The following is a 12339-nucleotide window of genomic DNA, read 5'->3' on the forward strand; positions in this document are numbered from 1 at the left end:
TTCTTTTGTGTTTTCAATTCGCAGCGTGCGGGCGCCGGCTCCATCCCGGCGGTGGTGAACGGTGCTGGCGCGCTTCCGGGATCAGGCCGCGGATCTTGCGGCAGAAGTTGCGGAGCGCGACCTCCGTCTCCGCGAGCGGACCGACCGTGAAGCTCTCCGATGCCATGCCATCCTGCACGCGGCTGATCAGCCAAGTGTCCTCGGCATTCACCTGCCGGTTGATGCGCCAATTCAGATAGCGCGCGGCCTTCATCTCGCGGCGATCATCGGGCACAGCATAGCTGATCTCGCGGATCAGTGTTTCGGTCGGGGAGACCGGCAGCCACTGCATGAAATCGACCTGATCCGGGTAGATATCAAAGGCGACGTTCGGCCACAGCTTGAAATAGGTCCACAGTTTCTGCCGCTCCTCCGGCAGGTACGGCACATGCGGCAAATACTTCTGGTACGCCTTCTCGGACGGGTTGTTGGAAAGCCGTTCCCGGATCGGCCCCCACATCTTGTCGACGTTCTCTTGCGCCTCGACGCCGTAGCCGCTCCCCATCAGCCGCGTGAGGCCGGGGTGCGCGACGGGGATGTGCAGCCCGTCCGAATAATTGTCGCCCACGTTCTTCCAGTTCACGTGACGCGGCCGCAGCGTAACGCGACCGAATGCGCGCAGATCTTCGAAGCGGTACGGCTCCACCTCATGGTCATAGGGCGCGATCATTTCGGCCACAGAAGGCCCGCCGTCATTTTCGAGCCGTACGAAGATGAAGCCGCGCCAGACGTCGAGGTCAACGGGCACGAGGCCGTGCTTCGATTGGTCGAGCCCCGGATAGCTCTGTTTCAGCGGCACGCCGACGAGCTTGCCTTCAAGATCGAACGACCATGCGTGATACGGGCAGGTCAGCTTCTTCGCGACCGCGCAGCCCGAAGGCCCGTCGACGAGCCGCGCGCCGCGGTGGCGGCAGACATTGGTGAAAGCGCGGACGTCACCGTCCTGCCCGCGCACCACGATGATACTTTCGCCGAGATATTCGAGCGTATGGTAATCGCCGACATTCGGCACGTCGCTCTGGTGGCACACCACCTGCCACGAAGGTCGGATAACACGCTGCATCTCAGCCGCGAAGAACTCCGGGTCCGAATAGGTCCACGCCGGCAGGCTCCATCCCGCGTCGGGATCCGCCTGGATCGTCGCTGTCGCCTTGGTCGCCATCCACCCTCCAATTTATATTAGACAAGTGTATAACAGAAAGGCGTACTTCACAAGTCCTTTCAGAGCGGCTGGGCGAGCGGTACCCGCCGGCGCAGCGCTGTTAGAAGCACAAGCGTTTGCACTGCGTAGAGCCCCGCAAGCCACAGCGGCAGGCCCCGGGCTGACATCTCCATCAGCGCAGCCGCCACGGGAGGCCCCACCATCGCACCGACGGCATAGGCGAAGACGAGCCCGCTGCCGATTTCCACACGCTCCTCCCGGCTGACGCTATCGTTCCCGAGCGCGACGAGAAGGCCATAGAGTGGCAGCAGGCAGCCGCCGATCACAAATCCACCAGCCAAGGCAACGACGAATCCCGGCCGCGCTGGAAGCCCAAGCGCGCAGCCCGCAATCACAGTACCGACTGCACCGATCAGGATCGCGCGCCGCCGGTCGATACGGTCGGAAAGCCAGCCGAGCGGCCACTGCGCGAAGGCCGCGCCGAGCAGCACCGCCGTCATGAAGGTCGAGACCTCGGCGACGCTCATCCCGATCGCGCGCGCATAGACCGGCCCCAGCGCGTAGAGCGAGGCCTCCCCCAGCCCGTAGAGGGCGCAGCCTGCCATCGCGACGGGCGCAGCGCGGATCATGCGCAGCGGCCGCAGTCTGCCGGCCGCGGGGAGCGCAATGCCGACGGGAATGTTCAACCGCATGATCGCGGCCAGCGCCACCACCGTCGAAGCCACGACGAACGGCGCCCAGCCGCTCACGCCGAGCAGTCCGACGACGAACTGGCCGGTGATGAGCGCCGCCTTGCTCGCGATCATGTAGAGCGAGAGCAGCCGCCCCCGCCCGGCGTTGTCGACCTCGGCGTTCAAGCCGGCTTCGGCGAGGATGTAGAGCAGCGCGAAGCCTGTGCCCGAGACGAAGCGAAACGCAGCCCATGCCGCAGGCTCAGGGAACAGCGGCAGCACGATGATGCCGCCGAGCGCGAGGAGCGCGGCGACGGCGAACGCGCGTCCGCTGCCCAGTCGCTGCACCAACGGCGGGGCGAGCCAGGGCCCGATCAGGAAGCCCACATAATAAATGCCGGCGATCCAACCGATATGGTGCGGGGTGAAGCCGAGGCCGGTTGCGTACAAGGGGACGAGCGTCGTCATCACGCCGATGGCGATGAGGGCGAGCGATATGCTTGCGATGAGTCCCCCGATGATCATCGGCGAATTCCTATTTGACGCGTGTATAGTAGTCCAGCAGGATACACGAGGACAGGGAGGGACGGATGACGATTCTACAGCGGATTTCCTGCGCGCTGATCGCAGCCGGCGTGATCGCCACCTCGGCCTTCGCGGAAACCTCCTACGTGCGCGCCGGGCGGATGATCGACACCGAAACCGGCAAGGTCCTCACCGACCGGCTGATCCGCATCGAGGACGGGCGCATTGCGGCCGTCACGCCCTATGCGCCGCCCGCCGACGGCAAGGTGCTGGATTGGTCCGGCTTCACTGTCCTCCCCGGCCTCATCGACATGCACACGCACCTCTCCGATTGGGGCCAGACCAGCAATGTCGCCGAGCCCCTCCTTCATTCGGCTGAGGACATTGCGTTCATCGGCGCGAAGAACGCGCGCGACACGCTGAACGCGGGCTTCACGAGCGTGCGTGACGTCGGCACGTTCCGCGCCTTCGGAGACGTGTCGCTGAGGAATGCGATCGAAGCGGGTTACATTGAAGGCCCGCGCATGGTGGTCGCGGGCGCCTACATCACCGTGCCCGGCGGCGGCGGCGAGGTGACGGGTATGGCGCCCGACGTGGAGATCCCGGAGATCATGCGCATGGGGGTCGCCGCAGGGCCGGACGAGGTCAAATCGAAATCCCGAATGCTCTTCCAGCGCGGCGCCGACTTTCTGAAGCTGATCGCGACGGGCGCGGTGCTCGCAGCGGGCACCGAGCCCGGCGCGCCCGAGATGACCGAGGCTGAAGTCCGCGCCGCTGCCGATGAAGCCGCGCGCTACAAGAGCTATGCCACAGCGCACGCGCACGGCGCCGAAGGCATCAAGATCGCACTCAATGGCGGCGTCCGCTCCATTGAGCACGCCTCGCTGATCGACGACGAGGCCATCCAGCTCGCGAAGAAGAAAGGCGCGTGGCTGGTGATGGATGTCTACAACGGCGATTTCATCGACGAGATGGGCAAGGCCGAACACTGGCCCGAAGAGATCATGCGCAAGAACTTCGAAACGACGGAGGCGCAGCGCATCGGCTTCCGCAAGGCCGTCGCGGCGGGCGTGAAGATCGCCTACGGCACCGATGCGGGCGTCTTCCCGCATGGGCTCAACGCCCGCCAGTTCAAATACATGGTGCGCTACGGCATGACGCCCATGCAGGCGATCCAGTCCGCCACCACGAGCGCGGCGGCGCTGATGGGCAAATCGGCAGATGTCGGCGTCGTCGCGCCGGGACGCTATGCCGATCTGGTCGCCGTTGCCGCCGACCCGCTGGCGGATATCAGCGTGCTTGAACGCATCGACCATGTGATGAAGGGCGGCAAACTCATCCGCTGACGGCGCAACCTTCCCGACCCTGCTGCGTTCGATGGATGAGCGGGTACGATATGGAGGGTTTCATGGAAGACCGAAAATCGAACCTGAAGCTGGAAGGCGAAGGCAGCTACGAAGGCGCGCGCAAATATCAGGACGCGCAGCACGCATTCGCAAAGTCCGGCAAGGTGGATACCAAGGCGCGCGAGGCGGCGAAGGCCGTTGACGGTGCCGAGGCCGCCGAACTCGAAGCTGCCCGCCGTGCGGCAGCCAAAGGCAAAAGTGCCTGACAAACAGGAGATTCAAATCATGGAATATGGACTTATCGGCCTTGTTATTCTTGCGCTCGACATCTGGGCGTTGCTGAGCGTCTGGAACAGCGGCGCGACAACCGGCGTCAAAATCGCATGGACGATAGGCATCATCATATTCCCGCTGGTCGGCCTACTCGTTTGGTTCTTCGCAGGCCCGCGCGGAAATCGGGCGACCGCACTCTAGGCGAAGTCCCGGCCCAGTTCGTCCCGCATCTCCGGGCCGATGATGGCCATGTGGCCGTAGTGCGGATGATCGATCCCGAAGATCACCGTGCCGCGGCCGCTGCGCCATTCGGCGATCTGCGCGTTCGTGAACGGGAAATGCAGGAAATGCACGGAGGACGCCTTGCCGTCCTCCCGGCTGCGCTCGACGTCGCCTTCGGGCACGGCCGCGATGCGCGTTTCGCCGAGGTGCAGATAGATATGATCCTCGACGCCGGCGAGACGCCCGAGAATGGAGGCGCGCAGCTTGGGGTCGTCGATCTCGAACATCAGCGTCGCGGTGAGTTCGCGGCCGTTCGGAATCATCGGATTATAGGCTGCGAGTTCGTCCGGGATCTGCTCAGGTCCGCCGCGCTCTATGTAAAGCATTTCATGAATTTGCAGCCACATGCTGTCATACGATTCAAAGAACACCGTGACGTGCGGTCCAACCGAAAGACGGCGCTTTTTCTTCTGTTCGACCTGCCCCAGCCGCAGCGCCTTCCGCTGCTCGCCGTAGGCGCGCATATCCATGATGTCGGCGGGTTCGATAGCGCGGGTTTCGCGGGACATAGAGCGTCTTTCTTTTAAAGCCCGTAGGCTTTGGCGAGCAGTTCAATCGGATGCGGCACCTGCTGGGGAACGCTTTCCCCGCCCTCACGCTCCATCACCTGCTTGAGATGCGGCCCGGCGAGCGGGCATTCCGAAACCATGAAGGCGGCGTTGGTCTTCAACATGGCGCGGCCCGCCGGCTTGCCGATCTTGAGCGCGGTGGCGAAGTTTTCCTTGAACATGCCCCACTTGCCGCCGTGGCCGGAGCAGCGTTCGACGACGCCGACTTTCGCCTCCGGGATCAGCCGCAGCATCTCCGCGCCCTTCTGCCCCATGTTCTGCGCGCGGCTATGGCAGGGCAGATGGATCGCGATGTCGCCGCCGAGCGGCTGCATACCGGGCGCGAGCCCCTCTTTTTTGGCGATATCGACCACGTATTCGGTGATGTCGAACGTCGCCCTGGCCAGCTTCGCCACCAGCGGATCGTTCGGCAGCATCAGGGGCCATTCGAATTTCAGCATCAGCGCGCACGACGGCGTCACCGCCACAACGTCGAAGCCATCATCGATGAGCGGTGCGAAGGCGGCCGCAACGCTTCGCGCCTGAGCGGCGACGGCCGCAAGGTCGCCATTCTCCAGCTTGGGCATCCCGCAGCAGCCGGGATAGACGGTACGCGTTTCGACGCCGTTCGCCTTCAGAACCTTCACCGCCGCTTCGCCCGGCCCGGGCATGTTCCAGTTCGCAAAGCACGTCGCATAAAGCGCCACCTTGCGCCCGGCGGCAGGCGCCGCCGCGTCGGCTTCGATCCGATCGAGATCGCCGCGGCGATCAAGCGGCGTGTCGGCAAAGGGCGGCAGCCACGCCTCCCGGTCGATGCCCGCGGTCTTTTCCATCACGGTGCGTGTCAGGCCGTTTCCGATATCCGTCGCCCAGTTGGCAAGCGGCGACAGGAAGCTCGCGAGCTTGCCGTTTCGGTCGGTCTTCGCAAGTTCGGCGTCGGCCAGGCGTGTCTCTCCCTTGCGATGCTCGACGGCACGCGCGCGGAGCATTAGGTGCGGTACATCAAGGGCCCATTCGTGCGGCGGCACGTAGGGGCACTTGGTCATGAAGCACATGTCGCAGAGCGTGCAGGCGTCCACGACCGGCTTGTAGTCGGTCTTCGGATCGAGCCCGTCGATCTCGCCGCTTGGCGATTCGTCGATGAGATCGAACAGGGTCGGAAAGCTGTCGCACAGGTTGAAGCAGCGGCGGCAGCCGTGGCAGATATCGAACACGCGCGTCAGCTCGGCTTCGAGCTTCGCGTCGTCATAGAAATCCGGGTTTTCCCAATCGATCGGATGGCGCGTCGGCGCCTCCAGACTGCCCTCACGCATCGGCGTCCCCCAACGGTTCTGGCTTCAAAAAAGCGCCCGGTCGGACGCACGGCGCGAATTCCCACACGAAACACGTGTCTGCCTGTCCCTCGAAGCGGCAAGGGAACTGTTGCCGTGCGTCCGAACGGACGCTCGCAGCGCTGCTTTCGAGGCCATGGGAGGGGCGGCTCCGGTCCCGCGGACCCACCCCTCGCCTCCCACAGCGGACGATCTTGCCGCTCTTGCCCTCTCAGGCGTCGAGCGTGTCGAGCGTCTTCTGAAACTTGCCGGCGTGGCTTTTTTCGGCTTTGGCGAGCGTCTCGAACCAGTCGGCGATCTCGTCGAAGCCTTCGTCACGCGCGGTGCGCGCCATGCCGGGATACATATCGGTATATTCGTGCGTCTCGCCCGCGATCGCCGACTTCAGATTGTCGGACGTCGAGCCGATCGCGAGGCCGGTGGCCGGATCACCCACCTCTTCGAGATATTCGAGGTGGCCGTGCGCGTGGCCCGTTTCGCCTTCCGCCGTCGAGCGGAACACCGCGGCCACATCGTTGTAGCCTTCCACGTCGGCTTTCTGCGCGAAATAGAGATAGCGGCGGTTCGCCTGGCTCTCACCCGCGAAAGCAGCCTTCAGATTGTCTTCGGTCTTCGTGCCTTGAAGTCCCATGATCCCTCTCCTTCCTCAATGATCGATCGTGAAAACCGGCGCGGCGCGGACGCAGGCCCGATTTCAGCATCAAGGCTACCTGCGGCCGCGCGCAACCGCCAACGCATTTTCTGCGTGAAGCTGATCGACCTGATCAATGAATGACACTCAATTCATCAAGATAATACAAATCATTCGCAGCAATTCGGCAACGCCTCCGATCTGCAATCGGGCGTGCAAAAAAGCTTCATATCAATCGCATAGCGCCGTCATACGCCGCGCCTAGGCCTCCGCCGCCAACCGCGTTTTACCGCACTTATTGGGGGATTTCATGCGTTCGACTTGCGCCGTGTTGCTGGCCGCCAGCAGTCTTTTCGTGCTTTCCAATTCCGCCTTCGCCCAAAACGGCGAGGCCGCCGCCGAGACCGCTGCACTCGATGAAGAAATCGTCGTGTTCGGCTCCGGCCAAACCCGGCAGGTGCAGGAACTCGATGCCGCCGACATCGCGCTTCTGGCGCCGGGCACGAGCCCGCTCAAATCGATCGAGAAGCTGCCTTCGGTGAACTTCCAGTCTGCAGACGCCTTCGGCGCCTATGAATGGTCGCAGCGCCTTTCGATCCGCGGTTTCAACCAGAACCAGCTCGGCTTCACGCTCGATGGCATTCCGCTTGGCGACCACAGCTACGGCAACGTCAACGGCCTGCACGTCAACCGTGCGATCAGCCCCGAAAACATCGGCCTCACCCGCGTTTCGCAGGGTTCCGGTGGTCTCGGTACGCAGGCGACGAACAACCTCGGCGGCACCGTTGAATTCTTCTCGCGCGCCCCCGCCCCCGACTTCGGGCTCGAATCGTCGGGCAGCTACGGCACCGAGAACACGATCCGCGCCTTCGCTCGCCTCGAAAGCGGCGAGATCGGCGGCGCCGAAGGCACGGGCGCATACATCTCCTATGGCTATCTCGGCATGGACAAGTGGAAGGGCGTGGGCAAGCAGCGCCATCACATGGTGAACGCCAAGGCCGTCGCCGCACTCGGCGACGCGCGCGTCACCGCGACGCTCAGCGTCTCCGACCGCCGCGAGAACGACTATCAGGACATGTCGAGCACGATGATCGATCGCCTCGGCTATGACTGGGACAATATCTCGGGCGACTACCGCCTCGCGGTTCAGGTCGCCGACGCCTATTGGGCGGGCACGGCTCTTCCGGCTCCCTTCGCGACCATCGACGACGCCTATTTCAATGCCGCTGGTCTCCGCAAAGACTATGTTGCCGCATTGGGCGTTGAAGCGCCGGTCTCCGACATGGTCAGCGTCGCGCTCAAGGGCTATTGGCACAACAACGAAGGCCAGGGCCTCTGGTATACGCCTTATGTGCAGACACCGGGCGGTGCGCCGCTTTCGATCCGCACGACCGAATATGACATCGACCGCAAGGGTCTGTTCGGCAGCATCACCGGCGAGATCGGCTTCAACGAAATCACCGTGGGCGGCTGGTACGAGAAGAACGACTTCCAGCAGGCGCGGCGTTTCTACGGCCTCACCGATCGCCTGAGCCCGTCACGGAATTCACTCAAGTTCCAGAAGGATCCGTTCTTCACGCAGTGGGAATCGGATTTCGACACCGAAACGCTGCAGTATCACGTCGAAGACCGCATCACACTCGGCGCCGCGACGATCACGCTCGGTTGGAAGGGCTTCAAGGTCACCAACGAAGCGACGCCGATCGTCGTCAGCACCTTCGCGCAGGGCAAGATCAAGGCCGAAGACTGGTTCCAGCCGCACGCCGGTTTCGCCTACGAAATCAACGACTACCTCGAGATGTTCGGCGGCTTCACGCAGGTCGCGCGCGCCTTCACCGCTTCCTCCACCGGCGGCCCCTTCGGCACCACGCAAGATGGTTTCAACGCCATCAAAGGCACACTTAAGCCTGAAGAATCAGACACTTACGAAGCCGGCATCCGCTTCCGCGGTGGCAGCTTCAACGGTGTCCTCGGCGGCTACTACGTAAACTTCCGCAACCGCCTGCTTTCCTTCGCACAAGGCGCCGGTATTCAGGGCAATCCGGCCGTGCTTCAGAACGTCGGTTCGGTCCGCTCCTACGGCCTCGAAGCCGCAGGCGAAGTGAAGCTCGGCGCAGGCTTCAAGCTCTTCGCCTCTTACAGCTACAACGACTCCACCTATCGCGACGACGTGATCGACGCCTCCGATCCGAATGCAATTCGGGTTGTTGCCCTCACCAAGGGCAAAACCACGGTCGATGCGCCCAAGCACCTCGCCAAGGGCGAACTCAGCTACGACGGCGAACTGTTCTTCGGACGCATCGGCGTGAACTACATGTCGAAGCGCTACTACAGCTACGAGAATGACGCCTCGGTCGGCGGCCGCGCGATCGTCGACGCCAGCATCGGCTGGCGCATCGCGGAAGGCTATGAGCTGCAGGTGAGCGGCACCAACCTTCTCGACAAGAAATACGTATCGACCGTGGGCACCAACGGCTTCAGCACCAGCGGTGACTCGCAGACGCTGATGGTCGCCGCACCGCGCCAGGTGTTCGCGACGCTGAAAGCCGCGTTCTAATGGCAGGCGTCAGCCGCCGCGAAGTGATGGCGGGGGGCGCGGCGCTTGCCGCGCTCCCCAGCGTCGCCCTCGCTGGCGAAACTGCGCTCAGCCGCATCGCGTTCGGCTCGTGCGCGCATCAGGACAAGCCGCAGCCGATCTGGGACCGGGTCGACGCTTTCGACCCGCAGTTGTTCCTCTTCCTCGGCGACAATATCTACGGCGACACGCGCGACATGGATGTGCTGCGCGCCAAATACGCGAAGCTTGCCGCCAAGTCAGGCTTCCAGCGCCTGCGCCGCAAGACGCCCTGCCTCGCGATCTGGGACGATCACGACTACGGCGAGAACGATGCCGGGCGCGAGTATCCTATGAAGCAGGCATCAAAGGACATCTTCCTCGATTTCTGGATGGAGCCGAAGGCGAGCCCGCGCCGCAGCCGGGCGGGCAACTACACGAGCACGATCATCGGCCCCGAGGGCCGGCGCGTGCAGATCATCATGCCCGACAACCGCTGGTTCCGCTCCGGCCTCATCGGCATCACCGAGGAGCCGAAGGATCGCGGACCCTATCTGGTGAACAGCGACCCCGCCGCGACCATGCTCGGCGCCGAGCAGTGGGAATGGCTGGAGGCGGAGTTCAAGCAGCCCGCCGACCTGCGCATCTTCGCGTCCTCGACGCAGGTTCTGGCCGATGCGCCCGGCTATGAAGCGTGGATCAACTATCAGGCCGATCATCAGCGCCTGCTCGATCTCATCGACTTCGCCGACGTGAACGGCCTCATCATGATCTCAGGCGATACGCATTACGCCGAGCTCTCGCGGCTCGCCGAGGGCGTACCGTATCCACTCTATGATCTCACGTCGTCGGGTCTCACCGAAGTCTGGCCGTTCCTCGGCCCGAACCGACTACGCGTCGGCGAGGGGTTCATGGGCCAGAACTATGGCCGCATCCTCATCGACTGGGAACAGCGCGATCCGGAAATCAGGCTTGAGGTGGAAAGTGTCGAAGGTCGGATCGTGCTCGCGCAAACGCTGCGGCTTTCCACCCTACAGGCCTGACCCTCAATCTCCCGCGCCGATGAAGACCAGACGAATGAACGTGCGATAGAGCAGAATCTGCTCGGACAGGAGGCGCGGCTCATCCAGCACGCGCGACAGGATGATGCCGCCATCTGCCAGTGCCGAGAGCATATCGGCTAGGTTTGAAAGGTTGACGTCGGCGCGCGGCGGATATCGCTCGGCGATCTCCTCAAGCGCGGCAAGAAAACGGCTTCGCCAGCCGAGCACTGCAGCAGCATTGAGCCCGCGCACCTCAGTATTGAACTGTTTATCGTGATACGCAACCGCAGCAACCATGCAGCCCGGATGCGTGGTTTCCAGTTCCGCCATCATCTCGGCGAAGAGCTTCAACCCGATGAGGAAACCATGTAGCGGATCGTCGGAGAGATCCCGGGCGCGCGCAAAGATCGCGTCGAGCTTGGCGTTGTCGTCGTGAATGAACCGCTCCAGCAACGCTTTCGCAAGATCGGTCTTGTCGCGAAAATGATAGAAAAATCCGCTCTTGGTGATTTCAGCCGCGGCGATGATCTCGTCGATCGACGTGTTGGAAAACCCTTTGGCCAGCACGGAGGCTTCCGCAATCTCCAAAATGCGGTCGCGCGTCGCCTCCCCGCGCGTCATGCCCTTGCGGGACGTCAAAGTCATCGGCGCATTCATTCGCTCCCTCTGCCCGATTTCAGAACCTACGTTTACCATACCAATGGTACGGTTTGCTAATTTTCGCGGTAGCGCTCTGCGCACAGTAAAAAAGGTCCGGGCAAAACAAGCCGCTGATCTAAAAAGAAATACTGGAGATCAGTATTTGTGCACCACTCACCTTCTAGAGAGCGCTCTGATTTTGGACGATGTTCAACCGCGACAGGCCGACGAACGGCGCACGGAGACCATTGTTCATGCATAACACTTTCAAGACGTTGCCACAGCTTGGTGATCGCCTTTTCCTTACGGACGGCGGCCTCGAAACCACATTGATTTTCCACGACGGCATCGATCTGCCGCATTTTGCTGCATTCGACCTCATGCGCACGCAGGAAGGCCGCAGGACACTTCACGCCTACTACCTCCGCTATCTGGAGATTGCGCAGGCGAACGGCACTGGCTTCATCCTCGAGAGCCCAACGTGGCGGGCAAGTCCTGACTGGGGGGCGCTGCTCGGCTACTCCGAGGCAGCGCTCGCCGAGAGCAACCGCGAGTCGATCGCGTTGATGCACGAACTCAAGTCTAGGTATGCGAATGATCAGATGCCCGTCGTCGTCAGCGGCTGCATCGGTCCGCGCGGCGACGGCTACGTGGCAGATGCAATCATGAGCGTCGACGCGGCCCTCGATTACCACGCCTTCCAGACAAGAACCTTCGCCGAAGCGGGCGCTGACATGGTGACGGCGATCACCATGACCAATACGCCAGAGGCCATCGGCATCGCCCGCGCCGCAAAAGCTGCAGGGCTTCCCGCCGCGCTGTCGTTCACGCTGGAGACGGACGGCTGCCTGCCCACCGGTCAATCACTTGCCGAGGCGATCAACGCCGTCGATGATGCAACAGGGGGCTTTCCCGCCTATTACATGATCAACTGCGCCCACCCCGATCACTTCGGCGCTGTACTCAAAACAAGCGGCGACTGGACGCGGCGCGTGCGCGGACTTCGCACCAACGCATCGCGGATGAGTCACGCCGAGTTGAACGAAGCGCCCGAACTCGATGACGGCAATCCCGACGAACTCGGAGCGCAGAATGCCGCGCTGCTGAGGGCCCTCCCTGCGCTCACCGTGCTCGGGGGCTGTTGCGGCACCGATCATCGTCATGTCGGCGCCATGTGCGCCCACGCACTCGCGGCGTAATCGGAAACCGGGGCCGGTCCCCACCCTCGCACCGGCGCCGCTAACCGATGATCGCCCGAACCGCGGCGGCGCGGGGCCGTCCCCTCCCCGCCCGCG

The 12339-nt window shown here is 63.2% G+C and carries 12 protein-coding genes; 6 read left to right on the forward strand and 6 right to left on the reverse strand.

What is annotated here, in order from left to right:
• Positions 1 to 13 precede the first annotated feature (13 nt).
• Together AAC014_RS05025 and AAC014_RS05030 are read right to left on the reverse strand one after the other, a co-directional pair.
• The gene (locus AAC014_RS05025; RefSeq protein ID WP_339704922.1) at positions 14 to 1201 is read right to left on the reverse strand and encodes an aromatic ring-hydroxylating dioxygenase subunit alpha; all 1188 of its coding nucleotides are present in this window, start codon (positions 1199 to 1201) and stop codon (positions 14 to 16) included.
• 59 nt (positions 1202 to 1260) lie between these two features.
• Complete coding sequence (locus AAC014_RS05030; protein WP_339704925.1) at positions 1261 to 2397, reverse strand: MFS transporter; 1137 nt, start codon at positions 2395 to 2397, stop codon at positions 1261 to 1263.
• 65 nt (positions 2398 to 2462) lie between these two features.
• On the opposite strand from AAC014_RS05030, the gene AAC014_RS05035 reads away from it, so the two are divergent.
• The 3 genes from AAC014_RS05035 (at position 2463) to AAC014_RS05045 (ending at position 4217) form a co-directional block, all read left to right on the forward strand.
• Entirely contained in the window at positions 2463 to 3743 is a 1281-nt protein-coding gene (locus AAC014_RS05035; protein WP_339704928.1) for an amidohydrolase family protein, read from the forward strand.
• Positions 3744 to 3805: 62 nt separating this feature from the next.
• Positions 3806 to 4009 (forward strand): hypothetical protein, encoded by a 204-nt coding sequence (locus tag AAC014_RS05040; protein ID WP_339704931.1) that lies wholly within the window; start codon positions 3806 to 3808, stop codon positions 4007 to 4009.
• A gap of 19 nt (positions 4010 to 4028) precedes the next feature.
• Positions 4029 to 4217: a PLD nuclease N-terminal domain-containing protein gene (locus tag AAC014_RS05045; RefSeq protein ID WP_339704934.1), complete on the forward strand. Its 189-nt coding sequence runs from the start codon at positions 4029 to 4031 to the stop codon at positions 4215 to 4217.
• Here the strand turns inward: AAC014_RS05045 and AAC014_RS05050 are convergent.
• The 3 genes from AAC014_RS05050 to AAC014_RS05060 form a co-directional block, all read right to left on the reverse strand.
• Positions 4214 to 4807 carry a DUF3501 family protein gene (locus AAC014_RS05050; protein WP_339704936.1) on the reverse strand — a complete coding sequence of 198 codons (594 nt, stop codon included), beginning with the start codon at positions 4805 to 4807 and terminating at the stop codon, positions 4214 to 4216. The two genes, AAC014_RS05045 and AAC014_RS05050, sit on opposite strands and share 4 nt — an antisense overlap.
• 14 nt (positions 4808 to 4821) lie before the next feature.
• A complete protein-coding gene (locus AAC014_RS05055; RefSeq protein WP_339704939.1) occupies positions 4822 to 6159 on the reverse strand; it encodes a heterodisulfide reductase-related iron-sulfur binding cluster in 1338 nt (445 codons plus the stop codon).
• Between the two features lie 229 nt (positions 6160 to 6388).
• Complete coding sequence (locus AAC014_RS05060) at positions 6389 to 6808, reverse strand: rubrerythrin family protein (RefSeq protein WP_339704942.1); 420 nt, start codon at positions 6806 to 6808, stop codon at positions 6389 to 6391.
• A gap of 310 nt (positions 6809 to 7118) precedes the next feature.
• Between AAC014_RS05060 and AAC014_RS05065 the strand changes: the two genes are divergently transcribed.
• A complete protein-coding gene (locus AAC014_RS05065) occupies positions 7119 to 9365 on the forward strand; it encodes a TonB-dependent receptor (RefSeq protein ID WP_339704945.1) in 2247 nt (748 codons plus the stop codon).
• A complete protein-coding gene (locus AAC014_RS05070; protein ID WP_339704948.1) occupies positions 9365 to 10405 on the forward strand; it encodes an alkaline phosphatase D family protein in 1041 nt (346 codons plus the stop codon). The genes AAC014_RS05065 and AAC014_RS05070 overlap by 1 nt, the downstream gene beginning before the upstream one ends.
• 3 nt (positions 10406 to 10408) lie before the next feature.
• On the opposite strand, the gene AAC014_RS05075 is transcribed toward AAC014_RS05070, so the two are convergent.
• Positions 10409 to 11062, reverse strand: coding sequence for a TetR/AcrR family transcriptional regulator (locus AAC014_RS05075; protein WP_339704951.1), 654 nt, complete (start codon positions 11060 to 11062; stop codon positions 10409 to 10411).
• A 236-nt stretch (positions 11063 to 11298) separates the two neighbouring features.
• Between AAC014_RS05075 and AAC014_RS05080 the strand changes: the two genes are divergently transcribed.
• Entirely contained in the window at positions 11299 to 12243 is a 945-nt protein-coding gene (locus tag AAC014_RS05080) for a homocysteine S-methyltransferase family protein (RefSeq protein ID WP_339704954.1), read from the forward strand.
• The last annotated feature ends 96 nt before the right edge of the window (positions 12244 to 12339 follow it).

Origin of the sequence: uncultured Sphingosinicella sp. (assembly GCF_963974575.1) — a bacterium.
In the GTDB taxonomy this organism is placed as follows: Bacteria; Pseudomonadota; Alphaproteobacteria; order Sphingomonadales; family Sphingomonadaceae; genus Sphingosinicella.